At 63.1% G+C, this 24,241-nt stretch carries 25 protein-coding genes, 1 tRNA gene and 1 pseudogene; 9 read left to right on the plus strand and 18 right to left on the minus strand.

Annotation, left to right across the window (positions count from 1 at the left end; translation table 11 throughout):
- Positions 1 to 7 precede the first annotated feature (7 nt).
- Positions 8 to 862 carry a mechanosensitive ion channel family protein gene (locus CIT26_RS27270; RefSeq protein WP_095495438.1) on the plus strand — a complete coding sequence of 285 codons (855 nt, stop codon included), beginning with the start codon at positions 8 to 10 and terminating at the stop codon, positions 860 to 862.
- 22 nt (positions 863 to 884) lie between these two features.
- Here the strand turns inward: CIT26_RS27270 and CIT26_RS27275 are convergent, their stop codons facing one another.
- The 5 genes from CIT26_RS27275 to obgE form a co-directional block, all read right to left on the minus strand.
- Positions 885 to 2,180: an MFS transporter gene (locus CIT26_RS27275; RefSeq protein ID WP_095495439.1), complete on the minus strand. Its 1,296-nt coding sequence runs from the start codon at positions 2,178 to 2,180 to the stop codon at positions 885 to 887.
- Between the two features lie 271 nt (positions 2,181 to 2,451).
- Entirely contained in the window at positions 2,452 to 3,039 is a 588-nt protein-coding gene (locus tag CIT26_RS27280) for a nicotinate-nucleotide adenylyltransferase (RefSeq protein ID WP_095495440.1), read from the minus strand.
- A gap of 264 nt (positions 3,040 to 3,303) precedes the next feature.
- Positions 3,304 to 4,590: a glutamate-5-semialdehyde dehydrogenase gene (locus tag CIT26_RS27290; protein ID WP_095495765.1), complete on the minus strand. Its 1,287-nt coding sequence runs from the start codon at positions 4,588 to 4,590 to the stop codon at positions 3,304 to 3,306.
- Positions 4,591 to 5,044: 454 nt separating this feature from the next.
- Positions 5,045 to 6,181, minus strand: a complete 1,137-nt coding sequence (gene proB, locus CIT26_RS27295) for a glutamate 5-kinase (RefSeq protein ID WP_095495441.1) — start codon at positions 6,179 to 6,181, stop codon at positions 5,045 to 5,047.
- A gap of 2 nt (positions 6,182 to 6,183) precedes the next feature.
- Entirely contained in the window at positions 6,184 to 7,212 is a 1,029-nt protein-coding gene (gene obgE / locus CIT26_RS27300) for a GTPase ObgE (RefSeq protein WP_095495442.1), read from the minus strand.
- A gap of 114 nt (positions 7,213 to 7,326) precedes the next feature.
- Here obgE and CIT26_RS27305 point away from each other — a divergent pair, with 114 nt between their 5' ends.
- Positions 7,327 to 8,193, plus strand: coding sequence for an endonuclease/exonuclease/phosphatase family protein (locus tag CIT26_RS27305; protein ID WP_095495766.1), 867 nt, complete (start codon positions 7,327 to 7,329; stop codon positions 8,191 to 8,193).
- Between the two features lie 10 nt (positions 8,194 to 8,203).
- On the opposite strand, the gene CIT26_RS27310 is transcribed toward CIT26_RS27305, so the two are convergent.
- The 3 genes from CIT26_RS27310 to CIT26_RS27320 all read right to left on the minus strand — a co-directional run bounded on the left by CIT26_RS27310 (position 8,204) and on the right by CIT26_RS27320 (position 9,932).
- Positions 8,204 to 8,791, minus strand: a complete 588-nt coding sequence (locus CIT26_RS27310) for a GNAT family N-acetyltransferase (protein ID WP_095495443.1) — start codon at positions 8,789 to 8,791, stop codon at positions 8,204 to 8,206.
- A gap of 118 nt (positions 8,792 to 8,909) precedes the next feature.
- On the minus strand, positions 8,910 to 9,179 hold the full coding sequence (rpmA, locus tag CIT26_RS27315) for a 50S ribosomal protein L27 (protein WP_023678077.1): 270 nt from the start codon (positions 9,177 to 9,179) through the stop codon (positions 8,910 to 8,912).
- A gap of 99 nt (positions 9,180 to 9,278) precedes the next feature.
- Positions 9,279 to 9,932, minus strand: coding sequence for a 50S ribosomal protein L21 (locus tag CIT26_RS27320; RefSeq protein ID WP_095495767.1), 654 nt, complete (start codon positions 9,930 to 9,932; stop codon positions 9,279 to 9,281).
- 325 nt (positions 9,933 to 10,257) lie between these two features.
- On the opposite strand from CIT26_RS27320, the gene CIT26_RS27325 reads away from it, so the two are divergent.
- Positions 10,258 to 10,347, plus strand: a tRNA-Ser gene (locus CIT26_RS27325).
- A gap of 52 nt (positions 10,348 to 10,399) precedes the next feature.
- Here the strand turns inward: CIT26_RS27325 and CIT26_RS38925 are convergent.
- Positions 10,400 to 10,578 (minus strand): annotated as a pseudogene (locus tag CIT26_RS38925) (transposase); the annotation flags it as partial.
- Between the two features lie 95 nt (positions 10,579 to 10,673).
- Between CIT26_RS38925 and CIT26_RS27335 the strand changes: the two are divergent.
- The 3 genes from CIT26_RS27335 to CIT26_RS27345 all read left to right on the plus strand — a co-directional run bounded on the left by CIT26_RS27335 (position 10,674) and on the right by CIT26_RS27345 (position 13,417).
- Complete coding sequence (locus CIT26_RS27335; RefSeq protein WP_245319574.1) at positions 10,674 to 11,909, plus strand: alpha/beta hydrolase; 1,236 nt, start codon at positions 10,674 to 10,676, stop codon at positions 11,907 to 11,909.
- Entirely contained in the window at positions 11,906 to 12,385 is a 480-nt protein-coding gene (locus CIT26_RS27340) for a cyclophilin-like fold protein (RefSeq protein WP_245319575.1), read from the plus strand. The genes CIT26_RS27335 and CIT26_RS27340 overlap by 4 nt, the downstream gene beginning before the upstream one ends.
- Before the next feature lie 138 nt (positions 12,386 to 12,523).
- Positions 12,524 to 13,417 carry a LysR family transcriptional regulator gene (locus tag CIT26_RS27345; protein WP_095495446.1) on the plus strand — a complete coding sequence of 298 codons (894 nt, stop codon included), beginning with the start codon at positions 12,524 to 12,526 and terminating at the stop codon, positions 13,415 to 13,417.
- A 121-nt stretch (positions 13,418 to 13,538) separates the two neighbouring features.
- On the opposite strand, the gene CIT26_RS27350 is transcribed toward CIT26_RS27345, so the two are convergent.
- Positions 13,539 to 14,519 carry a Tim44 domain-containing protein gene (locus CIT26_RS27350; protein ID WP_095495768.1) on the minus strand — a complete coding sequence of 327 codons (981 nt, stop codon included), beginning with the start codon at positions 14,517 to 14,519 and terminating at the stop codon, positions 13,539 to 13,541.
- A 192-nt stretch (positions 14,520 to 14,711) separates the two neighbouring features.
- On the opposite strand from CIT26_RS27350, the gene CIT26_RS27355 reads away from it, so the two are divergent.
- Both CIT26_RS27355 and CIT26_RS27360 read left to right on the plus strand, forming a co-directional pair.
- Positions 14,712 to 15,620, plus strand: coding sequence for an alpha/beta fold hydrolase (locus tag CIT26_RS27355; protein WP_095495447.1), 909 nt, complete (start codon positions 14,712 to 14,714; stop codon positions 15,618 to 15,620).
- 64 nt (positions 15,621 to 15,684) lie between these two features.
- Positions 15,685 to 16,008, plus strand: coding sequence for a hypothetical protein (locus CIT26_RS27360; protein WP_095495448.1), 324 nt, complete (start codon positions 15,685 to 15,687; stop codon positions 16,006 to 16,008).
- A gap of 124 nt (positions 16,009 to 16,132) precedes the next feature.
- Here the strand turns inward: CIT26_RS27360 and CIT26_RS27365 are convergent, their stop codons facing one another.
- Positions 16,133 to 16,873, minus strand: coding sequence for a hypothetical protein (locus CIT26_RS27365; RefSeq protein ID WP_095495449.1), 741 nt, complete (start codon positions 16,871 to 16,873; stop codon positions 16,133 to 16,135).
- Positions 16,874 to 16,888: 15 nt separating this feature from the next.
- Here CIT26_RS27365 and CIT26_RS27370 point away from each other — a divergent pair, with 15 nt between their 5' ends.
- Complete coding sequence (locus CIT26_RS27370; protein ID WP_095495450.1) at positions 16,889 to 17,269, plus strand: uroporphyrinogen decarboxylase/cobalamine-independent methonine synthase family protein; 381 nt, start codon at positions 16,889 to 16,891, stop codon at positions 17,267 to 17,269.
- A gap of 84 nt (positions 17,270 to 17,353) precedes the next feature.
- Here the strand turns inward: CIT26_RS27370 and recQ are convergent, their stop codons facing one another.
- From recQ to CIT26_RS27405, 7 genes are all read right to left on the minus strand, one after another.
- Positions 17,354 to 19,198, minus strand: coding sequence for a DNA helicase RecQ (recQ, locus tag CIT26_RS27375; RefSeq protein ID WP_095495451.1), 1,845 nt, complete (start codon positions 19,196 to 19,198; stop codon positions 17,354 to 17,356).
- Between the two features lie 417 nt (positions 19,199 to 19,615).
- On the minus strand, positions 19,616 to 19,954 hold the full coding sequence (locus tag CIT26_RS27380) for a cupin domain-containing protein (RefSeq protein WP_095495452.1): 339 nt from the start codon (positions 19,952 to 19,954) through the stop codon (positions 19,616 to 19,618).
- A gap of 21 nt (positions 19,955 to 19,975) precedes the next feature.
- Entirely contained in the window at positions 19,976 to 20,743 is a 768-nt protein-coding gene (gene kduD / locus CIT26_RS27385; protein WP_095495453.1) for a 2-dehydro-3-deoxy-D-gluconate 5-dehydrogenase KduD, read from the minus strand.
- Positions 20,740 to 21,597 (minus strand): 5-dehydro-4-deoxy-D-glucuronate isomerase, encoded by an 858-nt coding sequence (gene kduI, locus CIT26_RS27390; protein WP_095495454.1) that lies wholly within the window; start codon positions 21,595 to 21,597, stop codon positions 20,740 to 20,742. The genes kduD and kduI overlap by 4 nt, the downstream gene beginning before the upstream one ends.
- A 27-nt stretch (positions 21,598 to 21,624) precedes the next feature.
- Positions 21,625 to 22,401 (minus strand): FadR/GntR family transcriptional regulator, encoded by a 777-nt coding sequence (locus tag CIT26_RS27395; protein WP_095495455.1) that lies wholly within the window; start codon positions 22,399 to 22,401, stop codon positions 21,625 to 21,627.
- A gap of 9 nt (positions 22,402 to 22,410) precedes the next feature.
- The gene (locus CIT26_RS27400) at positions 22,411 to 23,691 is read right to left on the minus strand and encodes a TRAP transporter large permease (RefSeq protein ID WP_095495456.1); all 1,281 of its coding nucleotides are present in this window, start codon (positions 23,689 to 23,691) and stop codon (positions 22,411 to 22,413) included.
- Positions 23,692 to 23,695: 4 nt separating this feature from the next.
- The gene (locus tag CIT26_RS27405) at positions 23,696 to 24,223 is read right to left on the minus strand and encodes a TRAP transporter small permease (protein ID WP_095495457.1); all 528 of its coding nucleotides are present in this window, start codon (positions 24,221 to 24,223) and stop codon (positions 23,696 to 23,698) included.
- Between the last annotated feature and the right edge of the window lie 18 nt (positions 24,224 to 24,241).

Genomic DNA, 24,241 nt, shown 5'->3' on the forward strand with positions numbered 1-24,241 from the left:
CCCCCTCATGCCTATCGACCCTCAGAATGCTCTCCTCACCGTGCAGTCCGGCCTTGCGCAGCTCAGCGCGCTGATCGTCTCGTACTCCTTCTCGGCCCTCGGCGCCGTCATCCTGCTGGTTCTCGGCTATACCGTCGCCGGCCTTGCCCAGCGCTCGATCTATGCCGGCCTCGGCCATATCCATGGCTTCGACACGACGCTGCGCCACTTCTTCTCGAGGATCGTCCGCTACGCCATACTGATCCTCGTCGTCGTCATGGTGCTCGGCCAGTTCGGCGTCCAGACGACCTCGATCATTGCCGCCATTGGCGCCATCGGCCTAGCCATCGGCCTGGCGCTGCAGGGCACGCTGCAGAACATTGCCGCCGGCATCATGCTGCTGGCGCTGCGGCCATTCCGCATCGGCGAATATGTCGAGGTCGGCGTCATTGCCGGGACCATCGAGGAAATCGGCCTGTTCGCTACCACGTTGAGAACGGTCGACGGCGTCTACATCCTCGCCCCCAATTCGACGCTGTGGAACCAGCCTGTCCGCAACTATACGCGCAACGGTGCCCGACGTGGCGACATCACGCTGACCATCGGCTCCTGGAACGACATCGATTTCGCTCAAAAGACCATGCTGGGCGTCGCCGCCGCCGACCGACGCGTCAGGCGGGAGCCGGCCCCGATTGCCTTTGTAGCGACCGTCGGCGACAGCAACGTCGCTGTCACCTTGCGCTACTGGACCTCGGCTGCGGATTTCTTCGCTACCCAGATCGATCTCACCAAACGCGCCAAGCAGGCCTTCGACAGCGAAGGCATTTCTATACCCGCGCCACCGCCTGAAGCACCGCGGCAGGAAACCGCCACCAGACAGTGAGATGATCAATTCCCGTGCAGGTCTAGCTGTCCGCGCGGCGCTGCTCTTCGGATGGGAAAGCGAGGTCGACCGGCAGCGGTGCCTGCGCCGTCATCGGCGCGAAATTGCCGGTCTCGGCGGCGGGAACAGGCGACATCGCCACCACACGCCACAGCACGAACAGGCAAAAACCAGTGGCAATGACGATGGCCACATAGATGAAAGCCTGCGTTCCATAGATAGCGGAAAGCCCGGTCACGATGCCGGGCATGATGAAGCCGGACAGCGACCACGCAAACAGCAGCGAACTGGACAGCGCCACCATGTCGTCCTTGCCGGCGCGGTCGGCGGCATGCGCGCTGGCCAGCGAATAGATCGATTCCGACGCGCCGTCCCAGACCACGTAGATGACGACCAGCGCCGCCAGCGCACCACCGTCGAAGCCCAGCGCGAACAGGCCCGCCACCAAGGCAAGCGCCGAAGCGGCGACCAGCACAAAGCGCCGGTCGGTGCGGTCGGAAATCCATCCGAGCGGGACCTGCAGGATCAATGTGCCGACCGGCATCGCCGACAGCAGCAGTGCCACATCTGCCTGGCTGTAGCCCTTGGCCGTGGCATGGATCGGCGCGAAGCCCGAAATCGTCATCGACAGGCCACCGACGGCAAGCATGCCGGCTACGCCCACCGGCGAAATCCGCCAGGCTCGGCCAAGCGCGACCGACGCCGCCTGCGGCGGCGGTGGCTGGGCGAGCCGCGTCAGTCCAACAGGAAGGATCGACAGCGCGGTGAAGGCGATACCGATCAACGGCGCGTCCGCAGCCCTTATGTCGATCAGCGCCAGTGTGGAGTAGCCGACACCGAGCCCGGCGACATAGGCGACGTAAAAGAAGGCCATGACCCTGCCGCGTATGGCGTTGGCGACGACGTCGTTCAGCCAGCTTTGCGCGACGATGAACAGGCCGCATATGGCAAAGCCATAGAGCGCGCGTGCCGCGATCCACGACAGCGGGTGCGGCCCGGCCCCGACGGCGGCGTTGGACAGCACGATCAACGCCGACAGCACCATGAACGCGCGAGCATGGCCGACGCGCCGTACCAGCGGGCCGGTCAGGATGCAGCCTGCCAGGCCGCCGGCCGAAAGGCCGGTGACGATCAGCCCCGCCCAGGTCGGATCGAAGCCGTCGGCGCCGAGCCGGACCGGGATATAGGCGAACATCAGTCCGTTGCCGACCGCAACCAGCGCCATCGACAGGACGACGCTGGCGATGGCGATCGCCGGGGCTGGCGGTCTGCCCTGCGCCGGGTCGCGTCTGGTCTGGTTTCGCTCGAGAATCGTCATGCCCGGGCAGGATCGCCTACAGATCGGGGAAAGGCAGCCGCAAATGCGACATGGCCGGACGGGCGGTGCTTGGATATTCCCTTCTCCCCTTGTGGGAGAAGGTGGATCGGCGCGTAGCGCCGAGACGGATGAGGGGTGCTGGAAGAAATGCAGCGCAAAAAAGATCCAGGGATTTAAGTGCTTAGGTCTTCAAGGTAGCGATTCTTCCAGCACCCCTCATCCGACCGAGCTTCGCTCGGCCACCTTCTCCCACAAGGGGAGAAGGAGACTCCTATCCGTTCGCCGAATTGCGGATCGCGGTCGACGACAGCGACGAGCGCGGGCCGTGGATGAAGGTCCAGGCCGGCGCCTTCATGCGGGCGAGCCGCGGCGCGTCGCCCTCGTCGACACGCGCGTAATCGAAGGTCTTGGCGACGACCGACGACAGGAACGACAGCGTCGCGCCAGGGCGGTCGATCACCGCGATCGGAAACGTCATCACGATCTGGCGCCAGCGCTGCCAGCGATGGAAATCACGAAGCGAATCGGCGCCCATGATCCAGACGAAGTCGACGCCCGGGTTGCGCGCCTTGACCAGGGCCAGCGTGTCGGCGGTGAAGCGGACATAATGGCTCGCCTCGAAGGCGGTGACCTTGACCTTCGGGTTCCGGGCGATCTGCTCGGACAGGCGCAGCCGCTCGGCCAGCGGCGCCAGTTCCCGCGCGCTCTTGAGCGGATTGCCCGGCGTCACCATCCACCACAGCTGATCGAGCGCCAGGCGTCTGAGCGCGATCTCGGCGACCAGTGCATGGCCGGCATGGGCAGGGTTGAACGAGCCGCCGAACAGCCCGACGGCCAAGCCCTTTTCGGCATGCGGCATGTGAAGGTAGCGAGAGGGGACTGGTTGTTCGGAAGGGGAGAGCATCGTGCTAAGCACCCCCCTCTGTCCTGCCCTCTTTGCCAAACCTTGGCATCTCCCCCGCAAGGGGGGAGATTGGCGGCTTCATCCCTGGCGCCCTTACTGCGACGCCGGAGATTGGCGAAAGTCTATGCGACATCCGATCTCCCCCGTTGCGGGGGAGATGTCCGGCAGGACAGAGGGGGGTGGCTGGGCGCAAACTTCAAGCCCTGGTGGCGAAAAAGATCAAGGCCTCACCTGTCCGGTCCCGCGCACGCGGTACTTGAACGAGGTCAGTTGCTCGACACCGACCGGGCCGCGCGCATGCATCTTGCCGGTGGCGATGCCGATCTCGGCCCCCATGCCGAATTCGCCACCATCGGCGAACTGCGTCGAGGCATTGTGCAGAAGGATCGCCGAATCGATCTCATTGAAGAACCGTTCGACCGTATCGGCATCCTCGGCGACGATCGCCTCGGTGTGATGCGATGAAAAATTCTCGATATGCTCGATCGCGCCGGCAACCCCATCAACCAGTTTTACCGCGATGATGGCATCGAGATATTCGGTCACCCAGTCGGCGTCGCTCGCCGGTTTAGCGTCGGCAAACGCTTTCAGCACCTCGACGTCGGCGTGGATTTCGCACCCTGCCGCGCGCAACGCCTCGAGGATCGGCACCAGATGGGTGGCGGCCACCGCAAGGTCGACCAACAGCGTCTCGGCCGCGCCGCAGACGCCGGTGCGCCGCATCTTGGCGTTGACCGCGATCCTGACCGCCATGTCGAGATCAGCCGAGCGGTCGATGTAGAGATGGCAGATGCCCTCGAGATGGGCGAAGACCGGCACCCGCGCCTCGTTTTGGACGCGTTCGACCAGGTTCTTGCCGCCGCGCGGAATGATGACGTCGATATTGCCGGAAAGCCCTTTCAGCATCTCGCCGACGGCGGCGCGATCGGTGGTCGGCACCAGCTGGATGGCATCTTCAGGCAAATTGGCCGTCTTAAGCCCTTCGACCAGGCAGGCATGGATCGCCGCCGAGGAGTTCAGCGAATCCGAGCCGCCGCGCAGGATCACCGGATTGCCGGCCTTCAGGCACAGCGCCCCTGCATCGGCCGTCACATTCGGCCGGCTCTCATAGATGACACCGACGACGCCGAGCGGTGTGCGCACGCGCTCGATATGCAGGCCGTTCGGCCGGTCCCATTCGGCAATGACATCGCCGACCGGATCGCGCAGTTCGGCGATTTCGCGGATGCCGTCGGCTATAGTGCGGATGCGGGCAGGATCAAGCTTCAGCCGATCCATGAAGGATGCTGAAAGCCCGGACTTCTCGCCATTCCTGATGTCGATGGCGTTGGCGTCGAGAATGTCGCGCTCGTGCCGAAGGATCGCCTGCGCCATACCGATCAACGCCGCGTGCTTGCGCTCGGCTGTGGCGACGGCCAGCGGTCGGGCGGCGGCCCGCGCGCGGCGGCCGATCTCGGCCATCGTTGCTGCGGTGTCGCCCCAGGACTTTTCATGCGGTTTCAGCATTTGCATTCTCTGAACAGCCCAAAGTGTGATGTTGCTTTACACGCCCGCCGCGATCTCATCAACGCGGGGATCAAGCGTGATATAATGTCTCGTCAATCGGGGAGGTAATGATGCCGAGAATTTCATCCGCAGCTTTAAAGAAAATGAGGAACAGCTATCGACTGGACGTCGCGAAATTTCTGGCAAGAAAGGCAGCTGAACAGAGTTTAGTCACATACGGAGAATTGACCGAAGCCTTTGGCGGCAGCGTCAGAGGTTGGGCAACACACTGGGAGGAATCGCGCTCCGCTGTAACGATGCCAGGCTTCCCCGTCTTTCGGTGATCGTAGTCAGCAAGGGGACCGGACAGCCGTCGCTAGATGCTGTTCTTTATGAGGATCTCGGGCTAACGGACCCATCGGAAATAGAAGCCGAACAGCAACTATGTTTCGATCAGGACTGGCGAACCACTGGGCTAGGCTGAGGGTGCCTCAGAATGGCTCACCACAAGGTCGTCGCGGTGGATCATCGCCGAGCGCGCTTCGTAGCCGAGCACGGTTTCGATCTCGGCTGTTTTCAGGCCAGCGATCCTTACGGCATCGGCGGCATCATAGGCAACCAGTCCGCGCGCGATCTCGCGGCCTTCGGGCGACAGGATCGCCACCGTGTCGCCGCGCGAGAAATTGCCGCTGACCAGTTTGACGCCGGCCGGCAGCAGCGACTTGCCCGACAGCAGCGCGCCGATGGCGCCGGCATCGACTGTCAGCCGGCCAGCCGGTTCGAGCTGCCCGGCGATCCACGTCTTGTAGCCCTTGACCGGATTGGCGCTCGGCCGGAAGAAAGTCGCCCGCTCGCCACGTTCGATCGCCATCAGCGGCGACAACCTTGTGCCTGATGTGATGATCATGGCGGTGCCGGCGGCGGTGGCAATCTTGCCGGCGTCGAGCTTGGTGCGCATGCCTCCGCGCGAAAACTCCGAAGCGGCCGCACCTGCCATCGCCTCGATCTCGGCGGTGATGCGGTCAACGACCGGAATGAACCGGGCCTGCGGGTCGCGCGCCGGCGGCGCCGTGTAGAGCCCGTCAATATCGGAGAGCAGCACCAAGAGATCGGCGCCCATCATGGTGGCGACCCGCGCCGCCAGCCGGTCATTGTCGCCATAGCGGATTTCGGAGGTCGCCACCGTATCGTTCTCGTTGATGACCGGCACCGCCTTCATCTTGAGCAGCGTCGAGATCGTCGCCCGCGCATTGAGATAGCGGCGGCGCTCTTCGGTGTCGCCGAGCGTCAGCAGGATCTGGCCCGATTTCAGGTCGCCCTTGCCGAGCGCATCCGACCAGGCGCCAGCCAGCGCAATCTGCCCGACGGCGGCCGCCGCCTGGCTCTCCTCGAGCTTCAGCGCCCGCTTGCCGAGGCCTAAAATGGTGCGACCAAGCGCGATGGCGCCGGACGACACGACGAGGATCTCGGCGCCACCCTCGGCCAGCACTGAGATGTCGTCGGCAAGCGAGGCCAGCCAGTCTCGCTTCAGGCCGGTCGTGCGGTCGACAAGCAGCGCCGAGCCGATCTTGACGGTGATGCGCCGGTATTTTTTCAGCGACTGCGCGGCCATCACTATCTCCAGCGCGTCTCGACCGGAGTGGCGACAGCTTCGCGCGCCTCGGCCACGACCGCCATCAGCGCGCGCAGAACGGCCTCGACGCCTTCGCCGGTGACCGCGGACAAAAGCATCGGCGCGCGGCCGGCGGCGCGTTTCAGCGAAGCGACCTTCTTCTTGCGTGCGTCGGCATCGAGCGTGTCGACCTGGGAAAGTGCTACGATCTCGACCTTCTCGATCAGACCATGGCCATAGGCGTCGAGTTCGGTGCGCACGGTCTTGTAGGCCTTCCCCGGATTTTCTTCCTGCGCGGAGACGAGGTGTAGAAGGACGCGCGTGCGTTCGACATGTCCGAGGAAACGGTCGCCGATGCCGACGCCTTCATGCGCGCCTTCGATCAGGCCGGGAACATCGGCGATGACGAACTCGCGCCCATCGATGCGGGCCACACCGAGGCCCGGATGCAGCGTGGTGAAGGGATAATCCGCGATCTTCGGCTTGGCTGCGGTGACGGCGGCGAGAAAAGTCGACTTGCCGGCATTGGGCAGGCCAACCACGCCGGCATCGGCGATCAGCTTGAGCCTGAGCCAGATGTTGAGCTCTTCGCCCGGCTGGCCGGGGTTGGCGCGGCGCGGCGCCTGGTTGGTCGAGGTCTTGAAATGCTGGTTGCCGAAGCCGCCATTGCCGCCCTTGGCCAAAAGGAAGCGCTGGCCGACCACAGTCAGGTCGCAGATCAGCGTCTCGTTGTCCTCGGCAAAGACCTGCGTTCCCGCCGGCACTTTCAGCGTGACGTCGGCGCCTTTGGCGCCGGTCATGTTGCGGCCCATGCCGTGCGTACCGGTCTTGGCCTTGAAATGCTGCTGATAGCGATAATCGATCAGCGTGTTCAGCCCATCGACCGCCTCCACCCAGACATCGCCGCCACGGCCGCCGTCGCCGCCATCGGGGCCGCCGAACTCGATGAACTTTTCGCGCCGGAACGACACCGAACCGGCGCCGCCGTCGCCGGAGCGGATGTAGACCTTGGCTTGATCGAGAAATTTCATCGGATTGCTGAGTTTCTGCTAGTGGCCTTGCGGCATTGCTCTAAACCTTCGGCACTGCTCTAAACCAAGGCGGGGCGAAGGGCGAGGCTGTTTATGAACATGGCCGGAGTCGCAATGAAGCTCGTAACCTACAACATCCACTACGGCGTCGGCCTCGACGGCCGCTACGATGTCGGCCGCATCGCCGATGCCGTATGCGGCGCCGACGTGATCGCGCTTCAGGAGGTCTCGCGCAACAATCCCAACAACGGCGGCCGCGACATGGTGGCCGAGCTCGGCGACGCCCTGCCCGAATACTTCGCCGTCTATGGCAGCAATTTCGAGGCCAATGTCGGCTCGCACCTGGAAAACGGCCGCGCCATCACAACCACCTTCCAGCTCGGCAACATGGTGCTGTCGAAAACGCCTATTCATCTGTCGCGCAATCTCCTCTTGCCGCGCAGCCGCAGTTTCGAAGTGATGAATTTCCAGCGCGGCGCGCTGGAGGCGCTGATCGAGACGCCGCTTGGTTTCATCCGCTTCTATTCCACCCATCTTGACCATCGCAGCCCGGTCGAACGCGCCAGCCAGATCCGGTTTCTGCGCCAGCGCCTGTTGAATTATGCGATCGAGGGCGGCGCGCTGTCGGGCATCGCCGAAGTCGGCCTGCCGGACCTGCCTTGTCCCGAAGGCTTCGTCGTCATGGGCGACTTCAACATGCTGGCTGGATCGCCGGAATATGTCGAACTCACCGGCCGCCTGGATCACGAATTCGGCATGCCTGTGACCGCCGATCTTGCCGTCGATGTCGCGCGTCTTGCCGCCACAGGCGCCGATCTCGTCACCTGGGTCGACCCCAAGCGGCCTGACGACGCCAGCCGCCACAAGCGCATCAATTATGTCTTCACCAGCGCCTCGCTCGCCAAAGCGCTGAAGCGCCTGTGGGTCGACCGGCAAGCAGTCGGCTCGGACCACCTGCCGGTCTGGGTCGAGATGGCCTGACCAGCATCCATCAGAAATGGACCCAGTTCCGCAGGCTGGTCCAGGTGTTGCGATCGAGACGGTAGCGCTCGACGGGCACCTGGCCGGCGACGATCGAGTTCAGCATGCCCTGGCCGGCATATTGGAAGCCGCATTTGTGGATGACCCGGCGCGAGGCCGGATTGATGACCCGCGTCGAGGCATGCAGCACCTGGATCGATGTCCTCTGGAAGGCGAGGTCGACCAGCGCATGCGCGGCCTCCGTCGCATAGCCGCGCTTCCAGTAGGGCTCGCCGATCCAGTAGCCGAGCTCCAGCCCGCGATCAGTGGTGTTGAGGCCGGCACAGCCGACGAAGGTTTCGGTACCGGCCAGCGTCAAGGCATAGGCGATCCCGGCCCGGCGCGATGCTGTCATCGCCAGGAAGGCGCGAGCCTCGGCCTCGCCATAGGGGTGCGGCATGCGGGCCAGCATTTCGGCGACGTGGCGGTTGTCGGCGAGCACCACCAGTTGCTCGATATCGCTTTCGCGCGGCGGCCGCAGGACCAGCCGTTCGGTCACCAGGACCGGACAATCTATCGCGTAACTTTCACCGTCTGTGTCTTCCGCTTCGGCAACCATGTCAGTCCTCCAGGCACAAGAAAAAGGGGAGATGGAAACCCATCTCCCCTGATCCATTTCCTGGCTTGGCCAGACACCGGTTCCCGAGATGGGTGCCGGTGTTCTCGTACGGAACCGGCTACTCCGCGGCCTTCGTCATCGGGTTCACCGATACGTAGGTTCGGCCATTGGCTTTTTTGTTGAAGGTGACTGCGCCAGCTTCGAGCGCAAACAGCGTGTGATCCGTGCCAATGCCGACATTGGTACCGGGATGCCACGTCGTGCCACGCTGACGAATAATGATGTTGCCCGGAATCACGGCTTCGCCGCCGAACTTCTTCACGCCGAGCCGCTTGGAATGGGAGTCGCGACCATTGCGCGACGAACCGCCAGCTTTCTTGTGTGCCATCTAACTAACTCCGATGCGCCGCACGGGCGCTTAAAGGTCTTATGAACGCGTTCGCGTTCCGTTTCAAGTCCGAACCGGCGACGATCGCGCCGGGCCGCTTTACTTCTTCGCCAATTCCTTGGCCTGCTCACGCCAGTCCATGATCTGGTCGGCGCTGAACGGCATATGCTCTTCGATCTTGGCGACGTCCTTGTCGGACAGCTTGGCGATCTGGGCGAAGGTCGTGATGCCCTGCTCGTTCAACTGGCCGGCCGCAACCGGGCCGATGCCCTTGATCACGGTCAGATCGTCCGGCTCGCCCTTCGGCGTCTTGAACAGCGGAGCGGCGGTCTCGGTTGCCTTGGCCTCTGCTTCCTTCGGCGCAGCCTCTGCCTTGGCTTCCTTCTTCGGAGCAGCCTTTGCCTCGGTCTTGGCCGCGGCCTTTTTCGTCGGCTTGGCACCATCCAGCAGGATCTCGGCGATCCGCACGGTGGTCAAAAGCTGGCGATGGCCGATCTTGCGGCGCGAATTCTGCCGGCGGCGCTTCTTGAAGGCGATGACCGTGCGGTTCTTGCCCTGTTCGACGACTTCGGCGGTGACCAGGGCGCCGTCGACGAACGGCGCGCCGAACGTGACATTCTCGCCCTCGCCATGCGCGAGCACGTGGCCGATCTCGACGATATCGCCGACCTGGCCTTCGACTTTTTCGATCTTCAGGAGATCGTTGGCGGCGACGCGATACTGCTTGCCGCCCGTTTTGATGACTGCGAACATTTTTTGCCTTTCGCTGTTCGGTCGGCCTTGATGAACCGCTTCAGGCGGTTCGGCCGTCTTTTTGTCAGTCTGCGGGTTCAAAAAACAAGCGGCGCGGAAGAACCCTCCACGCCGATTGCGCGCTGTCCCTAACCGAAGGTTCGGCGCGAGTCAAGGCAAACGGCCAGTAGCGAGCAGCCGAACGTTCAGGCCAAGCGCGCGGCAACACCGAGAGCCGGGCGGCAAGCCCGACAAGAAGCCGGATCGCCGGGCAGATTGGCCCTTGTAACCTGTCCGTCCAGCCGTTATCTAGTGCGCCGCGCCGGCAACGGCGGACCATGACCGCGGAGAGGTGGCAGAGTGGTCGAATGCACCGCACTCGAAATGCGGCATGGGTGCAAGCCCATCGGGGGTTCGAATCCCTCCCTCTCCGCCAGTTTGCCGCCTGTCCGACCCGGAGACATGGGTAACAGATTGTACCTAAGACATGGCGACAACCTCGTGCCGAACGGGTTGTGATGGTCTGCAATGTCCTCTGTTCCAGGTCGAAGTATCCAACATCATAGTGCATGAAGCTCAAGGGCCAAATGCCATCGTCGAACTCGTTGACGCCGAACCTTTGATCGGCGAGCACGGTGACGATCTTCTTCCTGTGCATGCAGATGCGGCTGGAGGCGGACCAATCTGTTCACCTTCGGGACGAGCCTGCGCTATCCGATTGATGAATCTGAATCATGACGACATGCGGATTTTGCCGCCTAATTGATCGCCGCCGCCGTCGCTATTCTATTTAGACATTCGCAACACTGCCGCGCATGCCGAGCAATGAGCATGGCCCGGCAGGCCTGCGACAGTTCAGGACGATCAAAGGAGACAGGCATGAACAAGCAGATCGGAATTGAGATCACGGCGGAACCGCAGTCCAGTGTCGACTTTGGCCGGCGTGATCTCCTGAAGCTGACCGGCGCCGGCGTCGCCGCGCTCGGTGCGGCGTCGCTCTTCAGCATCCCCTTCGCAAAGGCTCAAGATATGTCAAACGGCGCGAACAACTTCTACACCAGCGACCAGGTGACGCTCGAAAAGATTGCCTTCAAAAGCCAATACGAGATGAACGTCGCGGGGAATGTTTTCATTCCCAACAACCTCGACCGCAATGCGCGCCATCCGGCGCTCGTCGTGGGGCATCCGATGGGTGCGGTGAAGGAGCAGAGCGCAAACCTTTATGCCACCAAGATGGCCGAACAGGGCTTCGTCGCGATGTCCATCGACCTGCCGTTCTGGGGCGAGAGCGAGGGCGAGGCCCGCCAGATCGTTTCACCTGATGTCTACGCCGAAGCGTTCAGCGCCGCGGTCGATTTCTTGGGCACACGACCATTCGTCGACAGAAACCGCATCGGCGCGATCGGCGTCTGCGGCAGCGGCAGTTTCGTCATCAGCGCGGCCAAGATCGACCCGCGGATGCGCGCCATCGCGACCGTCAGCATGTACGATATGGGGGCCGCCAACCGCAACGCGCTTAACCATTCGCTGAGCGTCGAGCAGCGCAAGGAGACCATTGCTGCAGCTGCCGAGCAGCGCTGGGTCGAGTTTGAAGGCGGCGAGGTCGAATATACCAGCGGCACGGTGCATGAGCTGACCGCCGACACCCATCCCATCCAGCGGGAGTTCTATGACTTCTACCGCACGCCGAGGGGTGAATTCACGCCCGCAAGTGCAAACCCCAAGATCACCACGCATCCGACGCTGACCAGCAATGTCAAGTTCATGAACTTCTACCCGTTCAACGACATCGAGACGATCTCGCCGCGCCCGATGCTGTTCATCTCGGGCGATCTGGCTCACTCCCGCGAGTTCAGCGAGGATGCTTACAAACGAGCGGCCGAGCCGAAGGAGCTTGTGTGGGTTTCCGGCGCCGGGCACGTCGATCTCTACGATCGCGCGGACCTGATCCCGTTCGACAAGCTGACCAGCTTCTTCAATCAGCACCTCTCCGCGTGAGCGGCGAGATGGAGCCTGCGCCGGAGAGAGCAGGCTCCATCAGCATGGATCGGAGATACGACAGCATGCTGAAATCACTGCTGAGCTCCGCTGTTATCGCACTAGGAACGGTTGGACCTGCCATGGCTCAAGAGCGAATTCGCATTTCTTCGGATTGGGGCGAGGTCACAGCCGATCTTGCCGATAACGAAGCCGCAAAATCTCTGGCGCAGATACTGCCGCTCACGATCGAGATGTCCGACCATCTCCGCCAGGAAAAGACCGGCAACCTGCCTTCCGCCTTGCCCGAACTGGCGCGGCAGCGCGACTTCTCTATCGGCACGCTTGGACTCTGGAGTTCCGATCATTTCGTGATCTACTATCGGAGCGGTCGCGTCCCGGCACCTGGCATCATTGTGCTCGGGCAGGTCACTGGCGATGTCTCGATCTTTGACCGTCCCGGTCCCGTCGCTGTCCGAGTTGAACGCACCGATTGAAACGTGTGCAACCCGCTCGTAGCTGGTTGCCGGAGGGCGAGCGGCGCGAATTGCATAAGCTGCCGCAAAATCAGGTCTCCGTATTCGCTTTCGATTTATTCCGTATAATCGAGCTTTGGCTATCAGAAGGATTCATGAGTGCCGCGGCAGAATGTCAACGATCTGCTCGCGTTCCTGGCTGTTGCTCGGGAGCGTAGCTTTACGCGAGCCGCAGCCCGGTTCGGCATATCGCAATCGGCACTAAGCCACACTATCCGTCAACTCGAAGCTCGCCTTGGCGTTCGCTTGCTCACACGCACGACACGCGCGGTGGCCCCCACAGAAGCGGGAGAGAGGCTTTTGGAGCGGATTGGGCCTCACTTTGACCAGATCGAAGTCGAGGTCGATGCCCTGAACGAATTGAGAGAAAAGCCCGCCGGAACCATCCGGCTCTCAGCGCCTGACTATGCAATCAGCAGCATCCTTTGGCCCAAGCTGAAACGCTTTCTCCCGAAATATCCCGACATCAAGGTCGAACTCCTGCTCGACAACGGCCTCACCGACATCGTGACGGAGCGCTTTGACGCCGGGATCCGCATGGGCGAGCAGCTTGCGAAAGACATGATCTCCGCTCGCATCGGGCCGGATTTCCGGTTCGTGGTCGTCGGCGCCAAATCCTACTTTGCCGAGCATCCCGAGCCGGGGAAGCCGCAGGATCTCGTGCAGCACAATTGCATCAACTACCGTTTTCCAACGTCAGGGGCTCTTTATGTGTGGGAGTTCGAGGAGAACGGCCGCGAGATCAAAATTCGCGTCGATGGGCAGCTCGTTTTCAATAACATCTTTCATGTCCTGGACGCTGCGCTGGCCGGCCGCGGCCTCGGCTATGTTCCGGAAGAAATTGCGCTTCCTCACATCGCGAAAGGTCGGCTGGCCCGGGTACTGGAAGGTTGGTCGCCATATTGGGATGGCTACCATCTCTATTATCCGAGCCGCCGGCAATCCTCACCTGCTTTCGTCGCCTTGGTCGACGCGCTGCGCCATCGCGAGTAACTATCGATGCCGCGGGCTTCGACGTTCTTGCCGCTGAAAGCCACGCAACGAAGGGCAACGACAACCGTCCTTACATCGTGACTCGCAAGAGGACGTGAACGGCCGAGGCTGCAGGTATCGGTTAGGGCTGCTGTATTGCTGCGAGCTTCCAGTCGCCGCCGTTCTGGCGCGTGAAGGTCCACAGTTCGGTTGTTTCCGTCGGCTGATCGGCTTCGCCGGCGACGATCTTGCCGCTGGCGCGATCGCGCATCACGTCGTGAGACTCGTAGCGTAAGGCAGCCGTCGCGTAGTCGCGATCGTCTTCCCGCCAGCTCTCCGCAATATCGGCCTCCAACAGGCTGACGTTCGAGACCTCGTTCCTGACGCCGTTTTTGGCATTGTCGGCAAGCTCCTCGGACAAGTATGACACCATCTCGGGGGTCGCCAGCCGGCGCAAGCCAGCATGATCTTCGCGCCCGAACGCTTCCTGAACCTCCGTCAGCCGCTGCTGGAATATGTCGAGGTCGGCCTGCGTCATTGTAATTTCATCGGAGGCTGGAGCTGTCCGGCCAAATCCAGAGCCGATGCCTGGAATGGGGAAAGACGAGACGTTGTCGGCGTCGGGCTGGGCTGCCGGGTTTCGCCCAAAGTTCCCCATGCTGCGCGGAACACCGGCCATGGCGGGCGCTTGGTTGCGCGCCGATTGCGACCGGAAAAAGCGGATCGCCAACATGATCGCGCCGCCGATCAGCAGCCCTTGAAGAAGCAGGCCCAATATGCCGGCCAAGCCGCCGAACCCTTGGCCCAAAAGAAGTCCGATCAGACCGCCGAGCAGCAGGCCACGCATCATCGAGCCGCCGAGGCCGCTGAAGATCCCTGGTCGTTGGGCTGCCGGTGTCTGGCGGGCCGCATTGTTCGTTGTGGTGTTGGGTGCCATCGAGCGCTCGACCGGCGCGGCCGGCTGTGGCGCCGTCCTGGTCGGCGGGACCGACTGGAACGTGCGCGTGCCGCGGCTGCCGAAGCTGCCGCCACGCCGCGCCTCGGCGTAATCGGCCGTGACCATGGAAAATGCCAGGAACAGTCCTGCAAACAAAACTGCAAACCGGCTCGAACGCGAAATCATCATAGCAAATCCCTAGCGACACTCTTGTCGCTCATATGGGGTGCGCCGATCGAAATATCAGTGGCCCGCAGCTTCCGTATTCGGCCATTGAGGAGAATTCCCGGATCGCCTCGACTCCAGACACGGCCGCTGACGTGATCCTTCTAGCACCTTGTGCGTTGTCGCCTTTGGGCACGCCGAGGGAGACGAACGGTGTTTGCAGGTTTCAGGGCCACCAGCTTAGAACTAGACGACACGACCGTTTTCGCAAGGATCGGCGGGACCGGTCCGCCGCTGCTGCTTCTTCATGGTTTTCCCGAAACGCATCTGATGTGGAGGGATATCGCCGTGGCCTTGGCGCCCCGCTTTACGGTGATCGCCGCCGATCTTCGAGGCTATGGGCAAAGCGGCTGCCCGGTCTCCTCTGCCGATCATAGTCCCTACGCCAAACGCGCCATGGCCGGCGACATGGTGCGAGCCATGAAGCAGCTTGGGTTTGAGCAGTTCATGGTTGCCGGACACGATCGTGGCGGGCGGGTCGCCTATCGCCTGGCGCTCGATCACCCCGATGAGATATCCAAGGTCGCGGTCCTCGACGTCATCCCCACCGCCGCCGCGTGGGATAGGGCGGACGCCAGACTGGCTCTCGGCTTCTGGCCCTGGAGCCTTCTCGCGCAACCGGAGCCGCTGCCGGAGCGACTGATAGGCGCAGCGCCCGATGCCATAGTCGACAACGCGATTGTGCAGTGGGGGTCGCCGGCAGAAGCGTTCTCTGCACAGGTCAGGGACGCCTATGTCGAGGCGCTTCGCGATCCCGTTCATGTTCATGCGATATGCGAAGAGTATCGGGCCGCTGCCACGGTCGATCGTGAACATGACGCGCTGGACCAGGCAAATGATCGTCGCATTGAGTGTCCGCTGCTGGCACTGTGGAGCAGCGAAGGCGGCCTCGAGAAATGGTATGCCGGGGAAGGCGGACCGCTGGCTATTTGGAGGAAATGGGCCGACAGAGTTGCAGGAAGCCCTGTCCCGGGTGGGCACTTCTTTCCAGAAGAGCACCCTCACCAGACCGCAGCGGCTCTCTCGAAATTCTTCGAGGATTATAGGGGGAATGACGCGTAGAGCAGAGTGTTGTAGAGGTTCACATGCCTCATTCGCCCGTCCGGCGTCAAATCTGCTTGATAAAATGAAAGCCATCTCTACAGCCACGCCCCTGATATGCAGCCTCGTGTTTGTCGGAGGTTGCGCATCGCCCTTCCACGCATCCTTTGACGCCGCGAAATATGACAAGATGAGCTGCGTCGAACTCAACGTGGCCATGGGCGAAGTCGCCAAGGAGATGTCGGCGACAGCGATCACTCGGGGCAAAGTCGCGAAAACCAAAATTCCGGACTGGCTTTGGGGAGCCCGGCGTGTCGCCTCTACCGTCACTGCCCGCCAGAGCGCGAAAATCGAGCGCTTGCGGCAGCAGGAGGCCGCGATCGCAGCGGTGAGACGAAGCAGGTGCTGATTGCGGCGCCGGCGTGAGAGCCGAAGGCCGAAAATGATCGATTTCGCAGGACATGGCATTGGAGCCGAGGTTCCACGGCTCCATGGGTTCGGCTTCGACGCCGAGTCACCGCCGCGGGGGCATGCTATCCTAGTGCCGCCAGCCGTTCGATGAAGCGCCCCTTGCGGATATGCCGTTCGCGGATCGCCTGCAACCGGCGGGCGAAGTCGCCAATCGCCCCCCGCTCCTCGGCAATCGCCTTGAGGTCGAGCAGAAGACCGGCGGCCGTATCGTAGCCGGAAGCGTTGCGGCGCTCGATTTCGGTCTCCACCTCGCGCCACACGGCTTCGCCGCGCCGCATGATCGCATCGAGCCGGGCGCGGCGGGCGCGTAACTCTTCCGCCTCCCGCCGTTTCCTTTCGGCCTCCCGCCGCTCGCTTTGCTCGCGCTCGCGAGCCTCGCGGATCGCATCGGCACGGGCTCGCAATTCGCCGGCCGAGCGCGGAGCGACGGCGGGTCGAGCCGCCGAGGCCTGCAACACCTGGCGATCCCGAACGAGCGCCCGAAGCTCACTCGCCACATGCGGATCGCCCTCGGCCAGTCGAGCAAGCAGCGTCGTTTTTTCATGATCAGGCAAATCGGCAACGGAACGACGGACGACATCCGATGACAATGGATCCCCCGCCGTCGTGCCGGCGGGACGTTCGGCCGCCGCCTCGACGAGATCGGCATCGAGACGGAAGAACCGCGCGAATGCGTCGAACGCGCCAGTCATCGGGCCGATCCCCGGCAACGGCTCCGCCTCGTCCGGCTCGATAGAACCGGCCTCGACCGCCATCAGCCACAGCAGATAAAAAAGCCTCAGGTCGCCGCCAAGCCGATTCACCGGAGAGCAGCAAGCATGAAACCGGACCAGCGGGCAAGAAAATGGATCGCCAAGAAGGCCAAGCTGGGCGTACGCAGTTATCCCGTCGGCACCATCGCCTTCTATGGCCCCGATCACCTCCGCGCCACGAAGGTGGCGGTGGGTATCGTCCCCGCCCCTCAATCCGAGGCGACGATCCTGCGTCGCTGGTTTGTCGAGACCGGCGACGTGCGGAGGAGCGACACGATCTTCGCCGAGATCGCCGCGTTGTTGCGCGGGCATGGGGTGCACTCCATAGCAATGGTCGACGGGATTCTCGGCTGTCCGCATGAGGAGGGAATCGACTATCCGGAAGGCGGCACTTGCCCGTACTGGGCAGGGCGAGATCGTTGGACCGGTGAGCTCGGTAAGAACTGATGCCCGACAGGTGGATTCGTGGGCTATAGCGCAGATGAAGGACACTTCATCCCGCACGGTCCATCGTCAGCGTAGCGGATAACCTCAGACCGACACCCCGGATTGGTGCGCAGCGATTGCGCCGAGGAAAATCTGGCCGAATTCCCTGAGCTTCGCGGCGCCGACGCCATTGACCGCGGCGAAGGCGTCGAGGTCGCGCGGGCAGCGTTCGGCCATATCGATCAGCGTACGATCGGAGAAGATCACGAAGGCCGGCACCTGGCGCTCCCGGGCGAGACGCAGCCGAACCGCCTTGAGCGTGGCCAAAAGCGCGGTATCCAGGTCTTCCGTGCCCGCGGCAACGTCCGGGGTGGGACGTGTCTTGCCACGCGATGCGCGGCGCGGCGCCTCTACGCGATACCGGAACGGGACCTCGCCGCGGGCCAGCTCACGGCCCTTTTCGCCGATGGCGAGGCCGCCATGGCCGCCTGAGTCCAATGTCAGAAACCCTCCCGCGACGAGCTGGCGGATCAGCGACTGCCAGACATTCTTCTTGTGCGCCACACCGGTCCCGAAGCTGGCAAGCCTGTGGTGGTTCCTGGCCAGGACCTTCTCGCTTTCATGGCCGAGCAGAACATCGACGATATGGGCAGCACCGCAGCGCTCGCCGGTCTGCGCGATGGCAGCGAAGATGATCCGCGCCTCCGCCTCGCCATCCGCATGCGGCGTCTGGTCAAGGCAGTTGTCGCAATTGCGGCAAGGCACTGCTGACTCGCCGAAGTAGCCAAGCAGGATCTGGCGACGGCACTGGGCCGTTTCGCAATAGCCGATCAGCGTATCGAGCCGGCCATGCGCGCGCCTTTTATGCTCCGCCGGCGCGTCCTCGTCGTCGATGAAAAGCCGCCGCATGCGGATATCGCCGAGACCGAAGAGCATATGTGCCTCGGCAGCCCGCCCGTCGCGGCCCGCGCGCCCGATTTCCTGATAATAGGCTTCGAGGCTGCCCGGCAGGTCGGTATGGAAGACATAGGCGACGTCAGGCTTGTCAATCCCCATGCCGAAGGCGATGGTCGCCACCATCACGACACCGGACAAGGTCATGAAGCTGTTCTGGTTGGCCTCGCGCGCCTCTTTGCTCATGCCGGCATGATAGGCCAGGGCGCGCACGCCGTTCTTCTCGAGGAACGCCGCCATCTCTTCCGTCTTCTTGCGCGACAGGCAATAGACGATCCCGCTGCGGCCGGCATGGCGCTGCACGAAGCCCAGCAATTGGCGCTTGCTGTCCTGCTTGGCCTCGATGCCAAGCTTGATGTTCGGCCGGTCGAAACCCAGCACCAGGGTTGCGACGCGCCCAGCGAACAGCTGTGCGGCGATATCGGTGCGCGTCGCCTCGTCCGCTGTCGCCGTCAGCGCAATGATCGGCACATCAGGGAAAATGCCGCGCAGCCGTGACAACTCTTCATATTCGCGCCGGAACGCCGGGCCCCATTGGGAGATGCAATGCGCCTCGTCGACAGCGATCAGCCGGATATCGAGCCTGGCCAGCGCCTCGAGCATCCGCGCGGTCATGAGCCGCTCCGGCGCAAGATAGAGCAGGCGCGTCTGGCCCGCCGCAACGCGGCGCCATGCGGCGACATTGGCATCGCGGTCGAGCGAGGAATTGATCGTATCGGCGGCCACGCCGGCAAGACGCAATGCGGCGACTTGGTCCTGCATCAGCGCCACCAGGGGCGAAACGACAATGGTGAGCCCGCCAAGGACCAGCGCCGGGACCTGGTAGCAGAGCGATTTGCCAGCGCCGGTCGGCATGACAGCCAGCACATGACGCCCGGCCAGCAGCGCCTCCGTCACAGCGTCCTGGCCAGGACGAAAATCGTCGAAGCCGAACACGTCCTTCAGGACGCGCCGCTTGGGATCCTCCGCCGGGACGCCCGCCGCCGCTACCTGCATCAGGGAATTACTATGATCGGCGCCGCCCGAAAAGGCAGCGCGAGAACGGCCAGTTGCGACGTGACCTGCCACAGCTCCCCCGCGAATCTCCAGATGCCTGCCTTGATCGCAGATTCGAATGCTCGATCACCCCTCAAGTCCCGTCTCCGTCGGCGCCGTCTGAAGAATATCTCCCTCATTGGCGGATATGGCATCGTGATTCCAGCCCCTATTCGCTTTGACTGTGAATATCGCGTCGGCGCTGGCGCGGTTAATCCTATCTTCACCATACTTCGGCAGGTTCAGGTTCTGCGGTGATGTTTTGAGTACCGCGGCGCCACAAGCGCCCAGGCAACACGCCCGCGTCTCTCCGGAGGCGCGGGCTTTTCGTTTGCGAAGATAGGCTGCCGCTACGCAATGACCTGCGTTCGCTCGCCCTCAGTCGATAAAATCGGCGCGGTGCGGGGTAAAGCTGTCGACCAGGCGGCCGGCCTCGAGCGCCTTGACGCCATGGACCAAATTGGAAGGGACAATGAAGCTGCTTCCCGTCTCCAGGATCTCGGTCCTGCCGTCGATGGTGACCTCGAAGCGGCCTTCGGCGACGTAGCTCGCCTGGACATGCGGGTGCGAATGCAGCGCACCGACACCGCCCTTGTCGAAGCCGAATTCGACCATCATCAATTCGTCCGTATGCAGCAGCACACGCCTGCGATTGCCATCCGGGGTTGGCGTCCATGCGCCCTCGCCGGCATGCGAAAAGATCTTCGTTCCGGTCATCGCCAAATCCTCATCATGGCCTCATCGCGCCAGCCAACCGCCGTCCACCGGCACCACCGCGCCATGCATGTAGTTCGACGCCGGCGCCAGCAGGAAGACGGCCGCATCGCCGATGTCTTCCGGCCCGCCCCAACGCCCGGCCGGAATGCGCGCCAAAATGGCGGCGCTGCGGTCTGGATCGGCACGCAGCGCCTCGGTGTTGTTGGTTTCGATATAGCCTGGCGCAATACTGTTGACGTTGATGCCTTTCGACGCCCATTCGCCGGCGAGCAATCGGGTGATGCCGAGCACGCCGTGTTTCGAGGCGGTGTAGGAGGCAACGCGGATGCCGCCCTGGAAGCTCAGCACCGAGGCGATGTTGACGATCTTGCCGCGCCGTCCGGGATCGGCAAGCACGCGCCGGGCAAAGCTCTGGCTGAGAAAAAAGACCGTCTTCAGATTGACGTCCATGACGTCGTCCCAATCGGCTTCCGCCAAATCGACGGCGTCGGCGCGCCGGATGATGCCGGCATTGTTGACCAGTCCGTCGAGCGGCCCGGTTTCGTCCCAGATGCGATCGAGCATTGCCTGGGCGGCGGCATGATCGGCAAGATCGCAGCGCACCGCCTCGAAGCGTCCGCCCGCCGCGGCGATCTTTTGCGCGGTCTCGTCCATCGCCGAACGGCCGACGCCGACCACCGCACCACCGGCGCGGGCGATCGACAGGACGATGCCTTGGCCGATGCCGGTGTTGGCGCCGGTGACGAGGATGCGTTTGCCGGCCAGGCTGAAAGCCGAGAGGTCGCTCACCGCAGCTCTTCCATCGCTACCGGATCGACATCGGTGTAGTCGACATTGTCGCCGGCCATCGCCCAGATGAAGGCGTAGTTGGAGGTGCCGGCGCCCGAATGGATCGACCATCCCGGCGACAGCACCGCCTCCTCATTGCGCATGACGAGATGGCGTGTCTCGTCCGGTTCGCCCATGAAATGGAACACGCGCGCCGCCTCCGGCAGGTCGAAATAGAGATAGGCCTCCATGCGCCGGTCATGCACATGGCACGGCATGGTGTTCCAGACCGAGCCTGACGCAAGCTGGGTCATGCCGACGACGAGTTGGCAGGTTTTCACGCCTCCGGCATGGATGAACTGGAAGATCGAGCGTTCGTTGCAGGTCGCCTGGCTGCCGAGATCGAGCCGCTTGGCATCGCCGATGCGGATCAGCTGGCTTGGGTGGCTCTGATGCGCCGGCGCGCTGAGCAGATAGAACTTGGCCGGCTCGGCTGGATTGGCTGAGGCGAACGACACCTCGTTGGTGCCCATCCCGAGATACAGCATGTCGCGCGGCTGCAGCTCGTAGGACTGGCCGCCGGCCTTCACGATGCCGGCGCCGCCGATGTTGACAGCGATCATTTCGCGGCGATCGAGAAAGTTCTTTGTCCCGGTCGGCTTGATCGCCTGCAGCGGAAGCGGTGCCCCGGCAGGCATGGCGCCACCGACGATCATGCGGTCGTAGTTTGTATAGGTCAGGCCGATGCGGCCTAGCTGGAACAGCCCTTCGATCAGGAAATTATGACGAAGTTCGTCCGTCCCCATCGCCGCGGCGGTAACAGGGTCGATCGCGAAGCGCGAGGTGAAGTCGGTGTGATTATCAGTGTGATTCATTACTGTCCCATTGGGCTGCCTTATTGATCATTCGGTTGCCGCGGCCTTGACCGAATCGGCATAAAAAATCTGACGTGCGTGCAGGCGCTCACGATAGCGCTGCTGGCTGGCGGTGAGATGCGCGCGCATGGCTTCGCGCGCGGACTCGGCATCGCCGGCCGTGATGGCGTTCAGGATCACCAGATGCTCGCCTTGCAGCCCGCGCTGGTAGACGTCGGATTGGGCGAGTTCGGTGGACCATGGCGACGTCACGTCGCAAGGAATGGCGCGCCGGCCGAGCACGTCGAGCATCTCGACATAGAAGGGATTGTTGGTGGCGCTGGCGATCGCCCGGTGGAAGGCGAGGTCGGCCGGACCTGTCGGCTCGCCGTTCAAGAGCAGCCGCTCGAACTCGAAGAACGCCTCCTGGATCGCTGCTTCCTGCGCGGCGTTGCGACGGATAGCGGCCAGCCCGGCGGATTCGATCTCGATCGCCAGGCGCACCTCGAGCACGTTGAGTGCGATCGAATCCTTGCTGCCCATGTCGGCGGCCAGCGTGCCGAACATCGTCGAGATATGCTCGGTGACGAAGACCCCGGCGCCCTGGCGCGGCTCGACCAGACCGTCGGCGGCAAGCTTGGCCAGCGCTTCGCGGATGACGGTGCGGCTGACCCCGAAGGTTTCGGTCAGCTGGCCCTCGGTCGGCAGCTTTTGGCCCGGCTGGATCTCGCCCGCCTGCAACTGCTTGCGGATCGCCGCAACCACGGTCTCCGACAGCTTGGGCTTGCGTTCGATCTTCAGGCTGATCGCCGTATCCGATGCCATTTCCAACCCCTATTTGAAGACGCTCGGCAGCCATAGCGAGATGGCCGGGATGTAAGTGACGAGCCCCAGCACCAGGAGGCCCGCCCCATAGAACGGCCAGATCGAGCGCATCGCTTCCCAGACGGATATCTTGCCCACTGCGCACGCCACGAACTGCACTGCGCCCACTGGCGGCGTGTTCAGCCCGATGCCGAAGTTGAGGATCATGATCACGCCGAAATGCACCGGATCGACGCCGTAGGCCTGCGCCACGGGCAGGAAGATCGGCGTGCAAATGATGATCGTCGGCCCCATGTCCATGAAGGTGCCGAGGAACAGCATCAAGAGGTTGAGCAGAAGAAGCACGACCAGCGGATCTTCCGAGATCGCGTTCATCGAGGCTATCAGCGCTGCCGGCACTTTCAGGAAGGCCATCAACCACGAGAACGCCGCCGCCATGCCGATGATGAGCAGCACCATGGCCGTGGTGCGCACGGCACCATGGGTGGCATGAACGAAACCTTCCCAGGTCATCTGCCGGTAAACTAGGACAGTCACGAGCAACGCATAGATGACGGCGATGCAGGAACTCTCGGTAGCCGTGAAAACGCCCGATCGTACGCCGCCGAAGATGATCGCGATCAGCAGCAGGCCGGGCACCGCGACAGCGAAGAGATGCGCGACGGCGGCGAAGCCCGGAAACGGCTCGGTCGGATAACCGCGGGAGCGCGCCACGAAATAGGCGGTGATCATCAGTGCCAGGGCCAGTAGCAGGCCCGGGATGATGCCGGCGGTGAACAGGTCGGCGATGGAGATCTTTCCGCCTGCCGAAATCGAGTAGATGATCATGTTATGCGACGGCGGCAGGAGCAGCGCGATCAGCGCCGCCATCGACGTGACGTTGACGGCGTAATCCGCTCCATATCCACGCGCCTTCATCTGCGGGATCATTAAGCCGCCTACCGCCGCTGCCTCTGCCACTGCGGAACCGGAAATGCCGCCGAACAGTGTAGCGGTGGCGATGTTGACCTGCCCGAGGCCGCCGCGCATGTGGCCGACGAGCGAGCCGGCGAAGGCAACGATCTTGCTGGCGATGCCGCCGCGCACCATCAAGTCGCCGGCGTAGATGAAAAACGGAATGGCCAGCAGCGAAAAGACGCTCATGCCGGAATTCAGGCGCTGGAACACGATGAGCGGCGGCAGGCCCATGTAGAGGACGGTGGCAAAGCTTGCGACCCCGAGGCAGAAAGCGATCGGCGTGCCGATAAGCATCAGAACGGTGAAGACACCAAAGAGTATCCAGAGTTCCATTGCGTCAGACCTTCACGTTCGCTGTGTCGAGTTCGGCTGCGACTTCCGCCGGCGGCAGTTCATCGAGCGCATCGTCGATCGCCGCACCGGAAAGGCGAAGCACAATGCGCTCCAGCGTAAAGAGCACGATGAGCGCGCCTCCCGCGACAAGCGGGACGTAGTCCCAGCCCCCTGATATGCCGAGCGACGGCAAGGTGGCGCCCCAGGTCAATGCGACCAGTTGGCTGCCGTACCAGATCATGCCGATGCCGAAGGCGAGCGCGACGAGGTCCGAGATCATCCTCAGCCAACGCTTGCCGCCTTTCGGCAGCACGTAGAGCAGGACGTCGAAGCCGAGGTGATAGTTCTCGCGCACCCCGACGGCAGCGCCGAGGAAAATGAACCAGCTCATCAGCATCACCGAGCCCTGCTCGGTCCAGCTCGGCGAGCGGTTCAGAACATAGCGGCCGAACACCTGCCAGGCGACGAAGGCGGTCATCAGCACCAGCCCGACGCCGGCGATCCACAGCGCCGCCGTGCTGACGCGCGACATCGCCCGCGCGATGCCGGA

Source organism: Mesorhizobium temperatum, assembly GCF_002284575.1.
Classification (GTDB): domain Bacteria; phylum Pseudomonadota; class Alphaproteobacteria; order Rhizobiales; family Rhizobiaceae; genus Mesorhizobium; species Mesorhizobium temperatum.